The sequence below is a fragment of the Streptosporangium sp. LJ11 genome (assembly GCF_051918945.1).
Classification (GTDB): Bacteria; Actinomycetota; Actinomycetes; order Streptosporangiales; family Streptosporangiaceae; genus Streptosporangium.
This window is the reverse complement of sequence record NZ_JBPXMB010000019.1, coordinates 62,523-80,327: the sequence shown is the minus strand read 5'-3', so window position 1 is coordinate 80,327 and position 17,805 is coordinate 62,523. Positions and strand designations below refer to the sequence as shown.

The 17,805-nt window shown below is 70.6% G+C and carries 18 protein-coding genes; 7 read left to right on the top strand and 11 right to left on the bottom strand.

Going from position 1 to position 17,805, the window contains the following annotated elements:
* Positions 1–2 precede the first annotated feature (2 nt).
* A complete protein-coding gene (locus ACTOQ3_RS26805; RefSeq protein ID WP_440086150.1) occupies positions 3–1,037 on the top strand; it encodes an endonuclease/exonuclease/phosphatase family protein in 1,035 nt (344 codons plus the stop codon).
* Positions 1,038–1,199: 162 nt separating this feature from the next.
* Entirely contained in the window at positions 1,200–1,925 is a 726-nt protein-coding gene (locus tag ACTOQ3_RS26800; protein ID WP_440086149.1) for an HAD family hydrolase, read from the top strand.
* Positions 1,926–2,088: 163 nt separating this feature from the next.
* On the opposite strand, the gene ACTOQ3_RS26795 is transcribed toward ACTOQ3_RS26800, so the two are convergent.
* Positions 2,089–3,183, bottom strand: coding sequence for an NAD-dependent protein deacetylase (locus tag ACTOQ3_RS26795; protein WP_440086148.1), 1,095 nt, complete (start codon positions 3,181–3,183; stop codon positions 2,089–2,091).
* A gap of 20 nt (positions 3,184–3,203) precedes the next feature.
* On the opposite strand from ACTOQ3_RS26795, the gene ACTOQ3_RS26790 reads away from it, so the two are divergent.
* Positions 3,204–5,039, top strand: a complete 1,836-nt coding sequence (locus tag ACTOQ3_RS26790; RefSeq protein WP_440086147.1) for a hypothetical protein — start codon at positions 3,204–3,206, stop codon at positions 5,037–5,039.
* 149 nt (positions 5,040–5,188) lie between these two features.
* Here ACTOQ3_RS26790 and ACTOQ3_RS26785 read toward each other — a convergent pair whose 3' ends face one another.
* Positions 5,189–5,785, bottom strand: a complete 597-nt coding sequence (locus tag ACTOQ3_RS26785) for a TetR family transcriptional regulator C-terminal domain-containing protein (RefSeq protein WP_440086146.1) — start codon at positions 5,783–5,785, stop codon at positions 5,189–5,191.
* A gap of 196 nt (positions 5,786–5,981) precedes the next feature.
* Here ACTOQ3_RS26785 and ACTOQ3_RS26780 point away from each other — a divergent pair, with 196 nt between their 5' ends.
* Positions 5,982–6,998: an alcohol dehydrogenase catalytic domain-containing protein gene (locus ACTOQ3_RS26780; protein WP_440086145.1), complete on the top strand. Its 1,017-nt coding sequence runs from the start codon at positions 5,982–5,984 to the stop codon at positions 6,996–6,998.
* 185 nt (positions 6,999–7,183) lie between these two features.
* Complete coding sequence (locus ACTOQ3_RS26775) at positions 7,184–8,071, top strand: alpha/beta fold hydrolase (protein WP_440086144.1); 888 nt, start codon at positions 7,184–7,186, stop codon at positions 8,069–8,071.
* 64 nt (positions 8,072–8,135) lie between these two features.
* On the opposite strand, the gene ACTOQ3_RS26770 is transcribed toward ACTOQ3_RS26775, so the two are convergent.
* The 3 genes from ACTOQ3_RS26770 to ACTOQ3_RS26760 all read right to left on the bottom strand — a co-directional run bounded on the left by ACTOQ3_RS26770 (position 8,136) and on the right by ACTOQ3_RS26760 (position 9,680).
* Positions 8,136–8,879 (bottom strand): MOSC domain-containing protein, encoded by a 744-nt coding sequence (locus tag ACTOQ3_RS26770; protein WP_440086143.1) that lies wholly within the window; start codon positions 8,877–8,879, stop codon positions 8,136–8,138.
* Positions 8,876–9,013 (bottom strand): hypothetical protein, encoded by a 138-nt coding sequence (locus ACTOQ3_RS26765; RefSeq protein ID WP_440086142.1) that lies wholly within the window; start codon positions 9,011–9,013, stop codon positions 8,876–8,878. The genes ACTOQ3_RS26770 and ACTOQ3_RS26765 overlap by 4 nt, the downstream gene beginning before the upstream one ends.
* 121 nt (positions 9,014–9,134) lie before the next feature.
* The gene (locus tag ACTOQ3_RS26760) at positions 9,135–9,680 is read right to left on the bottom strand and encodes a carboxymuconolactone decarboxylase family protein (protein WP_440086141.1); all 546 of its coding nucleotides are present in this window, start codon (positions 9,678–9,680) and stop codon (positions 9,135–9,137) included.
* Positions 9,681–9,936: 256 nt separating this feature from the next.
* On the opposite strand from ACTOQ3_RS26760, the gene ACTOQ3_RS26755 reads away from it, so the two are divergent.
* Positions 9,937–10,587 carry a MarR family winged helix-turn-helix transcriptional regulator gene (locus ACTOQ3_RS26755; RefSeq protein WP_440086140.1) on the top strand — a complete coding sequence of 217 codons (651 nt, stop codon included), beginning with the start codon at positions 9,937–9,939 and terminating at the stop codon, positions 10,585–10,587.
* A 1-nt stretch (position 10,588) separates the two neighbouring features.
* Here the strand turns inward: ACTOQ3_RS26755 and ACTOQ3_RS26750 are convergent, their stop codons facing one another.
* The 3 genes from ACTOQ3_RS26750 to ACTOQ3_RS26740 form a co-directional block, all read right to left on the bottom strand.
* Positions 10,589–10,873 carry a hypothetical protein gene (locus ACTOQ3_RS26750; protein ID WP_440086139.1) on the bottom strand — a complete coding sequence of 95 codons (285 nt, stop codon included), beginning with the start codon at positions 10,871–10,873 and terminating at the stop codon, positions 10,589–10,591.
* A 42-nt stretch (positions 10,874–10,915) separates the two neighbouring features.
* Positions 10,916–11,365 (bottom strand): GNAT family N-acetyltransferase, encoded by a 450-nt coding sequence (locus tag ACTOQ3_RS26745; RefSeq protein ID WP_440086138.1) that lies wholly within the window; start codon positions 11,363–11,365, stop codon positions 10,916–10,918.
* Positions 11,366–11,562: 197 nt separating this feature from the next.
* The gene (locus ACTOQ3_RS26740) at positions 11,563–12,423 is read right to left on the bottom strand and encodes an NAD(P)H-binding protein (RefSeq protein WP_440086136.1); all 861 of its coding nucleotides are present in this window, start codon (positions 12,421–12,423) and stop codon (positions 11,563–11,565) included.
* A gap of 199 nt (positions 12,424–12,622) precedes the next feature.
* On the opposite strand from ACTOQ3_RS26740, the gene ACTOQ3_RS26735 reads away from it, so the two are divergent.
* Positions 12,623–12,970: a YciI family protein gene (locus ACTOQ3_RS26735; protein WP_440086135.1), complete on the top strand. Its 348-nt coding sequence runs from the start codon at positions 12,623–12,625 to the stop codon at positions 12,968–12,970.
* 110 nt (positions 12,971–13,080) lie between these two features.
* On the opposite strand, the gene ACTOQ3_RS26730 is transcribed toward ACTOQ3_RS26735, so the two are convergent.
* The 3 genes from ACTOQ3_RS26730 to ACTOQ3_RS26720 all read right to left on the bottom strand — a co-directional run bounded on the left by ACTOQ3_RS26730 (position 13,081) and on the right by ACTOQ3_RS26720 (position 17,672).
* Positions 13,081–14,991, bottom strand: a complete 1,911-nt coding sequence (locus ACTOQ3_RS26730; RefSeq protein ID WP_440086134.1) for an ABC transporter ATP-binding protein — start codon at positions 14,989–14,991, stop codon at positions 13,081–13,083.
* Between the two features lie 101 nt (positions 14,992–15,092).
* Entirely contained in the window at positions 15,093–16,826 is a 1,734-nt protein-coding gene (locus ACTOQ3_RS26725; protein ID WP_440086133.1) for an ABC transporter ATP-binding protein, read from the bottom strand.
* 237 nt (positions 16,827–17,063) lie between these two features.
* Positions 17,064–17,672 carry a TetR/AcrR family transcriptional regulator gene (locus ACTOQ3_RS26720; RefSeq protein ID WP_440086132.1) on the bottom strand — a complete coding sequence of 203 codons (609 nt, stop codon included), beginning with the start codon at positions 17,670–17,672 and terminating at the stop codon, positions 17,064–17,066.
* Positions 17,673–17,805 lie beyond the last annotated feature (133 nt).

The window sequence follows — 17,805 nt, the reverse complement described above, 5'->3', positions numbered from 1 at the left end:
GTATGAGCGTCGAAGATCGGAAGACCGACGGCGAGGGGAAGCGCGCCCGTCGTGCAGGGCGCCGGGCGTGGGGACGGGACACGCCGGACGGAAGCTCCGGCGAGCCTTCGAAGTCACGGCCGCGCGGGTGGGTTCTCGCGTCGGCCGGCGTGCTGGTGGCGGGGCTGACGGCGTTCCCCGCCGTGGTGCCCAACACCGTGGGCAATCTCGGCAGCCTGCTGGAGACCTTCCTGCCCTGGGCCGGCCTGGCCGTTCCGGTGCTGCTGGGTCTGGCGCTGCTGCGCCGCTCGGCCCTCGCGACGGTGTCCCTGGTGCTGCCCGCGGCGGTCTGGGTCGTGGTGTTCGGCGGGCGGGCGTTGCCCGCCGACCGGGCGGCGGGGGGCGACCTGACCGTGCTCCAGCACAACGTCGGCGAGGAGAATCCCGACCACGAGGGGACCGCGCTGGCCCTGGTACGGGCCGGGGCCGACCTCGTCGCCCTGGAGGAGCTGACGCCCGCCGTCCGGCCCGTCTACGAGAACGCCCTCGCGTCCGGCCACCCCCACCGCGCGGTCGCGGGCACCGTCGGCCTCTGGTCCAGGTATCCCCTGGCGGACCCGCGGCCGGTGGACATCAGGCCTCCGGGCGTCGGGCCCGACTGGAACCGCGGGCTGCGGGTCACCGCGCGGACGCCGCACGGGGACGTGGCCGTGTACGTCGCCCACCTTCCCTCGATCCGCATCCGGCCGCCGGACGGTTTCGGGTCAGGCCGCAGGGACGAGAGCGCCGCCAAGCTGGGGGCGGCCGTCGCCTCGGAGAAGCTGGACAGGGTCGTCCTGCTGGGCGACCTCAACGGCACCCTCGACGACCGTGGCCTGGCCCCGCTCACCTCCCGGATGGTCTCGACGCGGAGGGGGTTCGGTTTCAGCTGGCCCGCCGCCCTCCCTCTCGCCCGGATCGACCACGTCATGACCCGTACGGCGATCCCCGTCGCGGCCTGGACCCTGCCCGCCACCGGCAGCGACCACCTGCCGCTCGTCGCCCGCGTCGATCTCTGACGCCCGCGAGAGGCCGTGTCGATGCCGTTCACCCCGTTCACGCCGTTCATGCCGTTCACGCCGTTCGCTTCGGGCTCCGGCCCCGCCGGTGACGGGATCCGCGCCCTTCCGGGAGGCCGGGCCGTCAGGCCTCGGCGATCCGGGCTTGGTTATGCTCGGGCGGTGAGCTCCCCGAGAACGCTCGTGCTGTGGGACATCGACCACACGCTGATCGACGCCGGCGGTGTCACCGCCGACACCTACGACCACGCGTTGCACGCCACCACCGGCCGCCGGATGGAGCACTCGGTGCAGGTGGCCGGGCGGACCGAGCGGGCGATCATCACCGAGATCTTCCAGGCGCACGACGTCGAGGTGTCGGACCGGCTCCTCGACTCCTTCTACGTCGCCCTCGCCGAGGCGTTCGTCGTGCGCGAGGCCGTCATGCGGGAACGCGGCCGGGCCCTGTCCGGAGCGCGCGAGGCGCTCGCGGCGCTGGCGGAACGCCGGGACGTGGTGCAGTCGGTGCTCACCGGCAACACCGAGCCGGTCTCGATCGGCAAGCTCACCGTGTTCGGGCTGGAGGGCTTCGTGGACTTCGAGGTGGGCGCGTACGGCACCGACCACGAGGACCGCGCCGCGCTGGTGGCCCTCGCGCAGCGGCGCGCCGCCGGCAAGTACGGGGAGCCCTTCACCGCGCGCAACACCGTGCTGATCGGTGACACGCCGAACGACGTCCGCGCCGGCCATGAGGGCGGAGCGAGGGTGATCGCGGTGGCCACCGGCTTCAACGACGCGAGCGTCCTGGGCGAGGCCGGTCCCGAGCTGGTGCTGGAGGACCTCGCCGACACCGACGCCGTCGTACGGTCCGTGCTGGGCGTGCCGGACCGGGCGAGCGGCGACCGTTAGACCGAGACGGCCGTAACCGCCCGCACCACCGACCACCGGCCTGCTTCCGAGGGGCCTGCCCGGCTCGGTTCCCCGGCCGGGGAGCCGGCGGGGGAACCGGTCAGTCCTGTACGGGACGAGCCGGAGCCACGCGGGGTCAAGCCGGGGTCACGCGGGGACCGGATCAGTACGGCGAGCCGGTGGACACCGCTCCGGTGTCGATGAGACGGACCAGTTCCGGAAGGACGGTGCCCAGGGGGGCGTCGACGGTGAGGGTCGCGTAGTCGTCGCCTCGGGTCGGGCCCTGGTTCACGATCGCCACGGGGATGTCGAGTTTCGCGGCGTGCAGCACGAACCGGCGGCCCGACATCACCGTCAGCGACGACCCGAGGACCAGGAGCAGGCGCGCGCCCTCCACGAGCGCGTAGCACTCGCGCACCCGCTCCGCCGGGACGGTCTCCCCGAAGAAGACGACGTCGGGCTTCAGCATGCCCTCCTCGCACGCCCGGCACCCGACCACCTGGAAATCGTCGATCTCCTCGTCCGGTAGCTCGACGTCACCGTCCGGGTTGATCGCGGTGGGCCGGGCGCCGAACCGCGGGTTCGCCTGGGTCAGGCGACGGTCCAGCTCCTCGCGCGGGCTGGAGTGGCCGCAGTCCAGGCAGACCACGTCCCGCAGGTTGCCGTGCAGCTCGATGACGGAACGGGCGCCGCCCGCCTGGTGCAGGCCGTCGACGTTCTGCGTCACGATTCCGGACACCAGGCCCCGCCGCTGGAGGGACGCGACCGCGTGGTGGCCGCTGTTCGGCGCGGCCCGGGTCATCGCCCGCCACCCGATGTAACTTCGGGCCCAGTAGCGCCGCCTGGCCACCGGGTCGCCGGTGAACGTCTGGTAGGTCATGGGGGTGTGCCGGGTCAGGGTGCCGCCCGGTCCTCGATAGTCGGGGATCCCCGACTCCGTCGATATCCCGGCGCCGCTCAGCACCACAACGTCACCCTCGGCCAGCAGTCCCGCCAGCGTGCTCGTACCGTCGCTCACCCCTCCATGCTGCCCCACCCGCACGGGCGGGGCGGCCTCGGGTCCTGCCCGCCGCCCACCGTCCCGGCGGCCCCGTACGGGTGCCCGGTCCGTGGACCCGGTGGTGGTGATCGTGCCGACCTCGCTTGACCGATCACCGTGCTCGGGGCTCCACCCCTCGTACCGCGCGGGAGGGAACGGCACGCGCGTCTTGGCGGGCATCCGTATCGAGGAGGTGAGAACCTTGCCGGAAACTGTCATTGGAACGAGTCAATGGCGTCATGGGCATTGTTCGCGGCCGGGATTACTGTGACGGCGTGATGGGATTCGAGATCGAACTGGACAGGCGCGTCACCAACGCCGACGGAGGGATGTTCGACGGCGACGAACTGCTCGCCGGTTTCAAGGAAGGCCGGTTCCGGCTCCTGACCGACGCCCGCGACGCGGACGAGGTGAAAGACAGTGGTGAATCCATCGACTACTCGAACGTCGAGTTCGTCACCGACCCGTTCGACCAGTTGGCGCCGGGTGACCCGGTCGGTCCCTTGCTGGCCGGACTCAGAGGGGTCGCCGACGTGCTGTACTCCCCGAAGGGGAGGACCTCCCTGGTAAAACTACTGTCGTTGCAGAAACTCGGTTTCTGGGTGACCCGAACCAATGGTGCCGGAGCTTTCGTCGAATCCGACCTCAGGATCGCGGGGCCCAAAAAGAAGGTCTACATGGTGTCCGACAAAGGGGTGGAAAACCTTTTCGTGCACTATACGGTCGGGGTTCCGATCGGCAAGCTCGACGAAGCCCTGCGTTGGATCGGGCAGAAGGCGCGCGCGGTGGGCAAACGCCCCTTCGCCAAGATCAGCTGTGTTCGCGCGGCACATGCCGGGACCGCGGCCGAGATCATGTTCACCCAGTGGGCCGGGCGAAGGCAGATCGCCGTGACGGAGGAGGAGCGCACCACGCTCCGCGGATTCGTCGCCCTGGTGTACACCCAGGTCGCCGCGATCATCGATCACTCGTACGTGGAGGGTGCGGGACAGATCAAGAACAAGGCCGTCGCGCTGTCGCGCGTCCCTTTGCGAGAGGTGGCGAAGACGCTCCCCGAACAGGTGCAGTGGTTCCTCAAGGAACAGGCGTTCGCCACCCTGCTCGCGGACACGGACGACGCGGAGCTGAAGGATCTGAACGCGTTCGTCGCCGTGCAGGTCGCGAGCGCGCAGCGGCACAGGGAGCAGCGGTACGCCGACGCCGAGGCCGACCTCGCCACGATCCTGGCCGACATCGCGGCGGCCGAGGCCAAGAATTCCGATGACCCGGAGGACGCCTGGGATCTCTCGGAATTGAGGGCGAGCGCACGCGATATCACTCTCAACCGCGACTATGTCGACCAGGCTCTGAACGAATGGCAGAACCTGGCGGGATTCCTGCCCTCGTACAAGAAGGTCTACCAGGAACAGCAGGACCCGAAATTCGGATTCCCGTGGTCGATTCTGGATGACGCGCTCGTCCCGGCGCTTGAGGGCAGGGCGATCAGTGCCGCGCCGACCGGTAGGGAATCACCCGGGGACCTGTTCGAGGCCGGCGCGCCCGAGGGGAGCGAGAACGGTCCCGACGGCGGCCCGATACGTGACCTGGAAACCCTGACGACATGCAATCCCGAGGAAGATGAGGACACTGCGATATCGGAGGTGAACCGGCTGACGGTGGGCGCGTTTTTGAACAGCGCGCTGCTCCTTCCCGGCGTGCCCACCGTTTCCGTGGAGCGGGTCTTCGGCGGGATGAAGGAGATCCACGAACCGGACCACTACCTGGCCGGCGGCGTGTCATACCGCCTCGTCCCCCTCGAACTCCGCGCCCACGGCGACGAGGAGGTGAACTGGAAGCAACTGGAGGTCGATATCCGGGAGATCATCGGCTTCTCTCACACGCTGTTCCCGGCTCCTCCGCCAGTCCATGCCCCGGTTCACGCTCCGGTCCATCCCCCCGCGCAGCCCCCTGGTCAAGCCGGCCCCGGCAAGCGCCAGGCCACCGACCCCCCGGCGGGTGCCACACCACCGCCGACGAAGATCATCAGAATCAACCAGGACACGCCGATGGTGACGGAGAACGACCACCCGCAATAGCGGCGCCGGTGTCGTGGATCCTCCCGTGAATCCTCCGGGCCGCCCGGCGTGACGGGGACGGGCGGGCACCGGGCGAATCGCCCGGTGCCCGCCCTCACCCGATCGGCAGGCTTCCGGTACGTGGCGCGGTCGCGAGCTCGCGGAGTCCGTCATGTGCCGGTGTGCTCGTCGCCCCGTACGAGCAGCGTGCCGAACGCGACGGTGAAGAAGGAGTCGAAGGCGCTCGCCGAACGGTCGGCGCGGGCCACGACGAGGGTGCCCTCCCAGGCGCCGAGAAGGAAGCGGGCCGTCGCCTCAGGGTCGAGATCGGGGCGTACCGATCCGGCGCGCCGGGCCTCGGTGAGCGTCGCCGCGATCAGGGCGGTCCACTGCTGGAAACTCTGGTGCACGGCCGTGCGGATGACGTCGCTGCGATCGGCGATCTCGGCGCCGAAGTTACCGATGAGGCATCCCCGGGTGAATCCGTGCCGCACGGTCTCGTCGCGGAGGAACTCGAAGTGCCTGCGCAGGCGGGTGAGGGGTTCGACCTCGCCGTCGGCGAGATCCTCCATGCGGAGCCCCGCGCCGTAGTGCTCCAGGGCGACGACGGCGAGGGCTTCCTTGCTGTCGAAGTGGTTGTAGAAGGACCCCTTCGGCGTGCCGGCCGCGTCGGTGATGTCCTTCACCCCGGCCGCGTTGTAGCCCCGGATGTGGAACTGCTCCAGCGCGGCCCCGACGATCTCCGCGCGCATGCTCTTCCTGGCCATGGTCGCCCCCTCACCCCCAATATGTCCGGTCGTCTTGGGTGCCGTCAAACCGGGGAGGCGACAGCGCCCACCGCGACATGACGCTGTTGACACTTTTAAGACGACCGGTCATATTGAAAACGCCCGGGGCACCTCCGGGACCGTTTCGCCGGCCGCCACGGTCGCGAAGCGGGCACGAACCCCTGTGAGGAGAACGATGTCCACCTACCGTGCCTTCGAAGTGACCGGATCGCGGAAGTTCGAGCTCGTGACCCGCGAGCTCAGGCAGCCGCCCGTGGGGCAGGTCCGGATCCGGGTCGAGAGCTGCGGGGTCTGTCACACCGACTTCCTCGCCGTCGAAGGAGTCCGGGCCGACCCGGAACGGCCCGTCGTCCCCGGCCACGAGATCGTCGGCGTCATCGACGCGGTGGGCGAGGGCGTGACCGGCTGGCGGGTGGGGGACCGGGTGGGCGTCGGGTTCCTGGGCGGTCAGTGCGGCGAGTGCGACCCCTGCCGGAGGGGTGACTTCGTCAACTGCGCGAACCAGCACCAGGTGGGGACCACCGTGGACGGCGGCTACGCCGAGGTCGTCTTCGCCAGGGGAAGCGGGCTCGTACGCATTCCGGAGGGCATGAGCTCCGTCGAGGCGGCGCCGCTGCTGTGCGCCGGTCTCACGACGTTCAAGGCGTTGCAGCAGGTGGACGGCCCCCCGGGAGCTCTGGTGGCCATCCAGGGGATCGGGGGTCTCGGCCACCTCGGCCTGCAGTACGCCGCCAAGCTCGGTTACCGCGTGGCCGCCGTCGCCCGGGGAACGGGCAAGGCCGCGCTGGCGAGGCAGCTGGGTGCGGACCACTACATCGACAGCTCCCGCGAGGACCCGGGTGCCGCTCTGCGGGAGCTCGGGGGCGCGGCCGCGATCATCGCGACGGCCGCGAGCGGTGCCTCGATGACGGGGCTGGTCTCCGGGCTCGCGGCTCGCGGCCGCATGGTGGTCGTCGGAGCCGCCCTCGACCCCATCTCCGTCAACACCGCGGACCTCATCTTCGGGACCCGCACGCTCAGCGGGAGCCTCACCGGCAGCTCGATCGAGAACGAGGACAACCTCGCCTTCAGCGGGCGGCACGGTATCCGCCCGATGATCGAGACCGTGCCGTTGGCGGAGGCGCCGAAGGCGTACGAACGCATGATGAGCGGTGAGGCCCGGTTCCGCGTCGTCCTCGACGTGGCGGCGTGAACCGGGCGGGCGTCTCGATTCGAAAGGACGGCGTTCGCGGAGAGAAAGGCTGTCGAGATCGGGTTCCGGGCTCCGACTCCTTCGTGTGAAAGGGTGCCCCTCTCCGCCTTCCGCGAAAGGGCGCCGCGAGGACACCCGGCCGGGGACACACGTCCGCGGGCCGCGTCTCACCCGGAGGAGAGCCGATGTATCCCGCGAAGGTGGAAAGCCTGAAGTTGCCGGGCGCGCGTCTTCACTACGAGGTGCGGGGCTCCGGCCCCGTCCTGCTGACGATCCCCGCGGGCCCGATGGACGCCGAGGCGTTCGCGGAGGTGGCGGGACTTCTCGCCGGCAGGTACACGGTCGTGACGTACGACACGCGCGGCAACTCGCGCAGCGTCTTCGACGGCCCGCCCGAGGACTGCAGCGTCGCGGACCACGCCGACGACGCGCACCACCTGCTCGCCGCGCTCGGCTCGGAGCCCGCGTACGTGTTCGGCACCAGCAGCGGCGCGCTGATCGGGCTCGACCTGGTGGCCGCGCATCCCGGTCAGGTCCGTGCCCTGGTGGCCCACGAGCCGCCGGTCACGGAGCTGCTCGACGAGGCCGAGCACCATCGCGCCGAGGGGCGGAGGATCCACGAGACCTTCCTCGCGGAAGGGGCCGACGCGGCGCTGGCCTCCATGATCCGGAGCGGCGAGATGGACGGCGACCGGGAGGAACCGGAAGGTCCGGGGCCCGAGGGGGAGCCGGGTCCCGGGACGCCGGAGACGACGGCCCGGATACGGAAGAACGTCGAGTTCTACTTCGCCCACCAGTGGCTGCCGCTCATCGGCCACCTGCCCGACATCGCGGGACTGCGGACCGCGCCGACCAGGATCGTCGTGGCCGGTGGCGTGGAGTCACGGGAACAGGTGGCAGGTCGGGCGGCGGCGGCCCTGGCCGGGCGTCTCGGCACCACCGTCGTGGACTTCCCCGGTGACCACGGGGGCGGCCTCGCGGACCGGCCCGCCGAGTTCGCCGAGAGGCTCCACTCGGTTCTCGCCGGCGGGGAGGAACGGTACGCGGCTCGCGGCTCGTCGGGGCCGTCCTAGCCGGCCGGCGGCGGGGTGGGCGCGGGGTCCCTGTGGTCGCGCCCGGGGACGCGGGTGCCGGTGGTCATGCGGTCTCCTTCGTCATGCCGGGCGGAACAGCGGGCTCGGTGTCCGCCGCTCCGGCTGACGCCGAGCCGTGCAGGCGTTCCCCCTGGTCGTCGAGCTGCCCGTCGAGGCGCTTGCGGAGCAGCCCGACCCAGGAGGCGGGCAGCACCTCGGGGTGGTCGAGCAGGCGCCGGGCGGCAGCCCGGTCGGCGCGGTCGACGTTGAGCACGCGGTGCGCCTCGGCGGCGGTGATGCCGTGGCCGGGACGGAACAGTAGGTCGAGGCCGTCACCGGCCTCCAGCCGGCCGGGGCGCAGCACCCGGCAGTAGAAACCGGTCCTGCCGCTGCGCTGGGTCAGGACGGCCAGGCCCGCGATGCCGTGGTGGGCGGCCAGCTTGTAGCAGGGCCTGCGCGGCTGGGTCACCTGCAGCACGGCGGTGCCGACGGCGTAGACCGAGCCCAGCACGGCGTCGTCCTCCACGATCCCGGAGATCGTGAGGTTCTCCCCGAACGCGGGCGGGGTGAGGTGACCGATCCGCCGGGCCCATGCCCGATAGTGCTCGACGGGGTAGAGCAGGAGCGCCTTGTCCGGACCGCCGTGGTGTTTCCGGTCCCCCTGCTCGTCGCCCGTCACGCCGAGCCGGGTGACCTCGACCGGCCCGTGGACGGGGCTCTTCCCGATGCCCGACGCCACGGTGCGTCCGTGCCAGGGCAGGGGGCGCACGACCCCGGTGGACACGACCAGCACCCGTCCGGCGGTCACCACCGCTCACCTGCCGTGGCCGGCGGGTGCTCGGCCCAGCTGGGCATTCGCCCTTCGGTGCCGGCCGCGGGCAGCGCCGGCGTGATCGGGCCAGGGCCCTCGAACGGGACGCGCCTGCTCACCACCGCGTGCATACGGGCCTCCTCTTGGTCGGGCCGATTTCGTTGGGCCGCTTCGGGGAAGCGGTACGCGCCAGGAGCTGACGGGGCGGGACGCGGGCGGCGGGCGAGTCGCCCGCAGCCCGCCCCCGCCTGGTCAGCCGGCCTTGCGCAGGGCGACCTTCGGGAAGTCGACGGGGACCGACAGTGCGACGTTGACGTAGTTGGTGAAGAGGTTGAGCGCGACGTGCGCCACCAGCTCCACGATCTCCTCGTCGTCGAAGCCGGCCGCGCGCAGCGCTTCGACGTCGGAGTCGGTCACCTGCGCGCGGTCCTCCACCAGCTTGGCGGCGAATCCGAGCGCGGCGCCGACGCGTGGGTCGTGCGAGTGGCCCTCCTGGGCCCGGCTCATGTCCTCCGCGGAGACGCCGGCCTTGCGGCCCAGGGCGGTGTGGGCGGCCAGGCAGTACTCGCAGCTGTTGCGGTCGGCGACGAGCACGGCGATCTGCTCGCCGAGCCGGGCGCCCAGGCGCCCGCCGCCGAGGGCTCCGAAGCCGGCCCACATCATCTTGAGCGCGGCCGGCGAGTTGGCGACGGCCTTGAACATGGCCGGCGTCGTGCCGAATGTCGCGGTGATGTCGTCCAGCAGAGGCTTGGACTCGTCGGTAGCGCCCTGAGCGTCGATCAGTTTGACACGGGACATCGGGTGGTGCTCCTGTCATCATCATCGAAGATGGGTGAGGTGCCGTGAACGTGCACTGCCTGCGCGCACGTCTGAATGTCGAGACCGGAGGTCTCACGGTCGTAATTGAGGCCGGGCACCAGAAACGTCGCGACGTGGGCATGGCGAACAGAGTCCGCGCAGGTGGCCGCCCTGGAAACGCTTGGCTCAATCAACCGTTAGCAGTACTATCAATGCTGAACGGTGCCACGTCAAGCCAAAGTTAGGAGTGCTAAACATGACTGAGGGCTTCGACGCGATCAGCGAGCCTGTCGCCAGGCGCGTGACGAGCGGCCTCTCCAAGATCGGCATGGTGCTCCGGAGCAGGGCATGGAAGGGGGCCGGGCCCGCGGGCGTGACACCGACCCAGGCGCAGGCCCTGGAGCTGCTGCGCGGGCGGCCGACGAGTCTCGGCAGCCTCGCCGCCCGCCTGGGCGTCTCGGCCGCGACCGCGAGCAACGCCGTGGGCACGCTCGTGGACAAAGGACTCGTGGTGAAGGAGCCCGGGGCGAACAAGCGATCCGTGACCCTGCGTCTCACCCCGGCCGGCGAAACCACGGCGGATCGGGCGAGCGAGTGGCCCGGCTTCCTGAGCGGCGCCGTCGAAACGCTCGACTCCCGCGAACAGACCGCCATGTTACGGTCGCTGATCAAGCTGATCCGTACGTTGCAGCAGAACGGCGACATCCCGCCACAACGCATCTGCGTCACCTGCCGCTTCTTCCAGCCGTACGTCCACGCGGACTCCGCGAACCCTCACCACTGCGACTACCTGAACGAACCGTTCGGGGATCGGCATCTGCGCCTGGACTGCGCCGAGCAGGCCGACGCCTCCCCCGAGCAACAACAGCTCGCCTGGCAGCGCTTCACCTCCGCGTGGACGGCCTAGATCACGGTTCGTCGCTCCAGCGGAACCATGCCTCGCCGTTCTGGATGTGAAGCAGGAACTCTGTCACCGGACGATGAGGTCCTATCAGGCGCACCGCTCGCGTGATCTCGTCATAGATCGCTTCCCACCGCTCGTAGTCCTCGTCGAGAGTGTCGAGCAACGCTAGTTCCTGCTGGAACAGCGGTTCCACGTCAGGGAACGCGGGCCCGGCAACGAACCGGCCGCTGAGCCACGGTCCATCCGCGTCCACGATCGTGATCTCGCCGACCAGGTCGTCCTGACGCATCAATCGCCATACCTCGCCACTGGAGCCCACGTACCCGGCCGATCAGGTTGTCGGCCAGGCGTACTCGAACTCGGGCAGTTCGAAACCCTGCGGGAAACGGCACATCCGCTCGTCCGTGCGGCGGGCGCCGTGTCGTTCGTAAAAGGCGATGGCGCGCGTGTTCGCACGGAGCACCTCCAGATAAACCTCCCTGCCGGGGTGCTCGTCCGCCGCCCATGCCAGCCCTCGCCGCAGCAGTTGCGTTCCGATGCCTGAACCGGTGCTCCCCGGCCGCACGTGGAGGTTGTCAAGGAGGATCCGCCCGCCGGGAGCCGGAAGCAGGTAGACGAAGCCGGCCAGCTCTCCATCGCCGTCGCGAGCGACGAACAGCCCCGATCCCCGTACGGGCGAAGCCAGCCGTTCCCGCCACAACACCAGCCGATCGTCGGCCAGGGGTCCGTTCAGGAAGCCGTCGGGCATGATCCCCGCGTACGCCGAACGCCAGCTGTCCACGTGCAGAGCAACGATGGGGAAAATGTCATCAGCTATGCCGCTCCTCATTTGCATGGCAGAGAGCGTCCCATATAGGACGAAATGAGACGTGCGGTGCCCTGGAGGGTGACCGTCCAGCGGTGACCTGCCGAGCCGAATGGTCGGCGCTGAGGCAATCCCATGCTCTGAACCTCATGCGGGCCCTGGCTCGGGATGCGTCAGAGGAAGTCGCCGGCGTGGTCGGCCGCCCACCGCCGGAACGGGGTGGCCGGCCGCCCGGTGAGTTCCTCCACCGTGGAGGTGGCCGGCTCGGGGGAGGTCACCATCTGCGCGTACGCGTCGATCATTTCCTCCGCCGCCGCGGGCGGCCAGCCCTGGTCGAGCAGCCCGCGCAACGCGACCTCGGGCGAGAGCTCCTCCCAGCGGACCGGCCGGCCGACGGCCTCGCCGATGACGGTCACCTGCTCGACCTGGGTCAGGGTCTCGGGGCCGCTCAGCACGTACCTCGCCCCGGCGTGGCCGGTGCCGGTGAGCACGCTCACCCCGGCGGCGGCGATGTCACCCTCGTGGATCAGCGCCCTGGAGGCGGCTCCGTGGATCCAGCGGACGGTCCCGGTCTCCCGGATCTGCGAGGCCCACATCAGGGTGTTGGCGGCGAACCCGTCGGGCCGCAGGAACGTCCACTCCAGCCCGGACCGCTCGATCAGCCGCTCGACGAGGGCGTGGGAGCCGAGGATCGAGTCCGGGTCCTGCTCGGGCGCGCCCGGCACGGGGTCGGGGACGCCGCGTGCGGAGACGTAGACGATCCGGCGGGCGTGTCCGGCGATCGCCTCGATGGTCGCGGGCGCCGCGTGGTCGGCCGAGAGGGTGGGCCAGACGAGGAACACCGACTCGACCCCGTCCAGGGCGTCGTCCAGCGTGGCGGGGTCGGCCAGGTCGCCGCGTACGACCTCGGCGCCCTCCGGGAGGGTCGCGGACGCGGAGTCGCGGGTCAGCGCGCGCACCGCGACGCCCGCGTCGAGGAGTTGGGACAGGGCCTGCCCGCCGACCTTGCCGGTCGCTCCGGTGACCAGGATCATGCGGATCTCCTTCGATGGTGGGGATGTCCAGGCCAGCCTGCGACCTCACCTTCGGTTGAAGTCAAGCGGACGCGGCGAGGGCCGGACGCGCCCGGGGAGAGGGCCCGGCCGGGCACTCCCGGGCCGGCGGTTCTGTCGGTGTGTCCTGGCACGATGCGGGAACCGGAAGCCCACAGCCACTCCGTACGAGGAGGTTCACATGAGGTTCATGCTGTCGCTGTTCGATCCCGAGGGTTACTGGGACTCGGTCTCCGAGGAGCAGATGGGGGCCGCGCTGGACGAGCACCGGGCGTTCGCCCGGTTCCTCGAGGAGCGCGGGATCCACTTCTCCGGCGAAGCGGTGATGCCGGCGAGGGAGGCCGTGACGCTACGCCCTTCCGATGACGGCGTGCTGGTCGCGAAGGCCCCCTTCGCCGAGCGGAGGCAGGACTTCGCGGGCTTCTACCTCGTCGACTGCGCGGATCTGGACGAGGCCCTGGAGCTCGCCGCGCGCTGTCCGATGGGTGCCGGCGTCGAGGTCAGGCCGGTCTGGGACGCGCCCTCCTGAACCGCCGGGGCGGGTCATGGCGATGACCGGCGGCCGCGCCGGACACCCGCGACGCCCGGCACCACCCGCACGCGTACACCGTGCGGGTGGTGCCGGGCGTGCGGCGGGGTTCAGCGTACGGCGGCCTCCTCGTCGTCCGTGACCACGGCGCCGCTGAACTGCGCCGAGTACAGGCGGTGGTAGGCGCCCCTCGCGGTGAGCAGCTCGTCGTGGGTGCCGTGCTCGACGATGCGCCCCGCGTCCATCACCAGGATGAGGTCCGCGTCGCGGATGGTGGACAGCCGGTGGGCGATGACGAAGCTGGTGCGGTCCGAGCGGAGCGCGGCCATGGCGTGCTGCACCAGGACCTCGGTGCGGGTGTCGACCGAGCTGGTGGCCTCGTCCAGGATGAGCAGGGACGGGTTGGCGAGGAAGGCGCGGGCGATGGTCAGCAGCTGCTTCTCCCCGGCGCTGACGTTGCTCCCCTCCTCGTCGATCACGGTGTCGTAGCCGTCGGGCAGCGTGCGGACGAACCGGTCGACGAACGTGGCGCGCGCGGCGGCCTGGAGTTGCTCCTCGGTGGCCCGCGGGTTGCCGTAGGCGATGTTCTCGCGGATGGTGCCGCCGAACAGCCAGGTGTCCTGGAGCACCATGCCGATGTGCGAGCGCAGGTCGTCGCGGCGCATCGCGGTGATGTCGACGCCGTCGAGGGTGATCCGTCCCGAGTCCAGCTCGTAGAAGCGCATGACGAGGTTGACCAGGGTGGTCTTGCCCGCGCCGGTCGGGCCGACGATCGCGACCGTGTGCCCGGGCTCGGCCACCAGGGACAGGTCCTCGATGAGGGGCTGCTCCGGGTCGTAGCTGAAGGACACGTGCTCGAACTCGACGCGGCCCCGCCTGACGGTGGGAGGCACCGGGACCGCGGGGTCCGGGGCCTGCTCCTCGGCGTCGAGCAGCTCGAAGACGCGCTCGGCCGAGGCCACCCCCGACTGCAGCAGGTTGGCCATCGAGGCGACCTGGGTGAGCGGCTGGGTGAACTGCCGCGAGTACTGGATGAACGCCTGCACGTCGCCCAGGCTCATCGACCCGGTGGCGACCCGCAGGCCGCCGACGACGGCGATGGCGACGTAGTTGAGGTTCCCGATGAACATCATCGTCGGCATGATGATCCCGGAGACGAACTGGGCGCCGAAGCTGGCCTTGAACAGCTCCTCGTTCCGCTGCCTGAACACCTCCTCGACCTCGGGGCGGCGTCCGAACACCTTCACCAGCTCGTGACCGGTGAACGCCTCCTCGATGTGGGCGTTCAGGGTGCCGGTGTGGGCCCACTGCGCCACGAAGTGCTTCTGCGAGCGCTTCGCGATCTGCGCGGTGACGACCATCGACAGCGGGATGGTGATCAGGGCGATCAGCGCGAGCAGCGGCGAGATGAAGAACATCATCGCCAGCACGCCGATCACGGTCAGCAGCGAGGTCAGCAGCTGGCTCATCGTCTGCTGCAGGGTCTGGGACACGTTGTCGATGTCGTTGGTGACCCGGCTGAGCAGCTCGCCGCGCGGCTGGCCGTCGAAGAACCGCAGGGGGAGCCGGTTCAGCTTGTCCTCGACGTCCTCGCGCAGCCGGAACACGGTGCGCTGCACCACGTCGTTGAGCACGTAGCCCTGGATCCAGGCGAAGGCCGACGCCGCGACGTAGATGCCCAGGACCCACAGCAGGACCGTGCCCAGCGCGCCGAAGTCGATGCCCCGGCCCGGTACGAAGTCCTCCAGCCCCGCGAGCAGGTTGGCGAAGTTGTCGTTGCCCGACGCGCGGGCGGCGGCGATCGCCTGCTCGGGGGTCGTGCCGGCGGGCAGCTGCTTGCCGATCACCCCGGTGAAGATCAGGTCCGTCGCGTGGCCGAGGATCTTCGGTCCGATGACGTTCAGCACCACGCTGGTCACGGCGAGGGCGATCACGACGATGAGTTTCGGGCGGTCGGGATCCAGGCGCCGCATCAGCCGACGCGCGGACGGCCCGAAGGTCATCGATTTCTCCGCGGGCATCCCGGCTCCCCCGAAGGGGCCGCGGCCGAAGCCGGGCCCTCCGGCCGGAGGGCCCGGGGGGCGCGGGGGGCGCGGTCGCGTGGTCGTCGTGGGCCGGTCGCTCATGCTGCGGTCTCCGCGGCTAGTTGGGACTCGACGATCTCGAGGTACGTGGGGCAGGAGTCCAGCAGCTCGTCGTGGGTCCCCAGGCCGACGATCACGCCGTCGTCCAGGACGATGATCTGGTCGGCGTCGGCGATGGTGGAGACCCGCTGGCCGACGATGACGACGGCGGCGTCGGCGGTGTGCGGGCGCAGGGCGGCCCGCAGCCGCGCGTCGGTGGCCAGGTCGAGGGCCGAGAACGAGTCGTCGAACAGGTAGATCTCGGGCTTGCTGACCAGCGCCCTGGCGATGGCGAGCCGCTGCCGCTGCCCGCCGGACACGTTCGTGCCGCCCTGCGTGATGGGCGCCTCCAGGCCTTCGGGCATCGCCTCGACGAAGTCGCGGGCCTGGGCGACCTCCAGCGCCTCCCACAGCTCCGCGTCGCTCGCGTCCGGGTTGCCGTACCGCAGGTTGCTCGCGACGGTGCCGCTGAACAGGTACGGTTTCTGCGGCACCAGGCCGATGCGCGTCCAGAGCGTCTGGGGGTCGAGGTCGCGGATGTCGACGCCGCCGACCGACACCGTGCCCGAGGTGGCGTCGAACAGCCGGGGTATCAGGGAGATCAGCGTCGTCTTGCCGGAGCCCGTGCTGCCGATGACGGCGGTGGTCTGTCCCGCGTCCGCGCGGAAGGAGATGCCGGACAGCACCGGTGCCGCCGCCCCCGGGTAGCGGAACTCGACGTCGCGCATCTCCAGCTCGGCGCGCCCGCTCACCTGCCGTACCGGGTCGCGGGGCGGCGTCACCGACGACTCGGTGTCGAGCACCTCGACGATGCGCTCGGCGCAGACCGCGGCGCGCGGGATCATCATCGAGATGAAGGTGGCCATCATCATCGACATGAGGATCTGCATCAGGTACATGAGGAACGCGGTGAGGGCGCCGACCTGCATCTCGCCGCTGTCGACCCGCGCGGCGCCGAACCAGAGCACGGCGATGCTGGAGACGTTGAGGATCAGTATCACGGTCGGGAAGATGAGTGCGGTCAGCCGTCCGACGCGCAGCGACGTGTCGGTCAGAGCCTGGTTGGCCTCGGCGAACCTGCGGGTCTCCTCGCGCTCGCGGACGAAGGCGCGCACCACGCGGATGCCGGTGAGCTGCTCGCGCAGCACCCGGTTGACCGTGTCGATGCGGTCCTGCATCGCGCGGAACTGGGGGACCATGCGGGTGATGATCAGGCCGATCGACACCAGCAGCGCGGGGACGCAGACCAGCATGAGCCAGGACAGGCCGAGGTCCTGGCGCAGGGCCATGATGATGCCGCCGACGCCCATGATCGGCGCGGCGACCAGCATCGTGCAGGTCATCACGACGAGCATCTGGACCTGCTGCACGTCGTTGGTGCCGCGGGTGATCAGCGAGGGGGCCCCGAACTGGGAGACCTCCCTGGCGGAGAACCCGCCGACCTGGTGGAAGACGGCCGAGCGGACGTCCCGCCCGAACCCCATGGCCGCGAGGGAACCGTAGTAGACCGCCGCGATCGCGCAGGCGATCTGCACGAGGGAGACGAGCAGCATCCAGCCGCCGGCGGACAGGATGTAGCCGGTGTCGCCGGTGGCGACGCCCCGGTCGATGATGTCGGCGTTCAGGCTGGGCAGGTACAGGGAGGCGATGGTGCCGACGAGTTGCAGCACCACCACGGCGGTCAGCACCCACGAGTAGGGGCGCAGGTACGTGCGGAGCAGGCGGGTCAGCATGAGGTCTCTTCACGTGGGGTGGCCGGGCGAGGGGCGTCGTGCCGGGGGTCCGGCCGCCGGCCGGTCTCGCCCGTCACCCCGGTAACCGGGATCATGTGGATCTTCTCCAGGGAGGGTCGGGGATCAGCCTGCGATGTGAACCTCGGTTGAGGTCAAGGAGGACGTCGAGGCGAGGGATCGGGTCGAGGCAGGGAGGGCGGGGGTGCCGGGGCCGTCGAGTCGTCGGGGCCGTCGGGGTCAGGGAAGCGGCTCGGGGGCGTCGGGGCGCAGGCGTACCCCGTCGAGCAGCATGGAGACGATCTCCGGGGCGGCCACCGGATCGTTCTCGACGAGCCGGGGATGGGTGAACGCGACGGTCAGCAGGTGCAGCCGGCGCGCCGCCTCGTGCGGTTCGAGCCGCAGCCGGTCGCGGGCGGGTTCGATCAGGTCGGTGAGCGCCTGCTGGATGAGGGCGCTCTCCTCGGAGAGGCTCTGGTGGTTGCGGCCGGCCTCGACGGCTTTCAGCCCGATCGCGTCCACCACGCGGAAGACGCGCGCGGTGCGCCGCTGCAGGATCTCGACCGCCGCCACGAGCCGGACGTCCAGGGGAGCCGTACGGTCGACGGCCTCCAGCTCGTCCAGCAGCGGGGAGGAGTCGAAGGCGCTGGTGACGGCCGCGTTCACGAGCTCGTCCTTGGTGGTGAAGACCCGGAAGATCGTCCCTTCGGCCACGCCCGCGGCCTGCGCGATCTGCCGGGTGCTCACGTCGGGGCCCTCGGCGAGCACGAGCGACAGGGTGGAGGCGATGAGGGCCGCGCGCCGCTCGTCGGGAGGGAGGGGGGCCGCCCGCTGTGAGGTCGAGATCACGTCGTGCATCCTATCCGATGAGTGAGTGAGTTGCTCACTCATTTAAAACGGTCCCGTCGTGCGGCCTGGAAGCGGTCCTGTCGTGCGGTCCTGAAACCGTCCTGTCCCGAGGCCGCGGGGCCGCCGGTGGAGG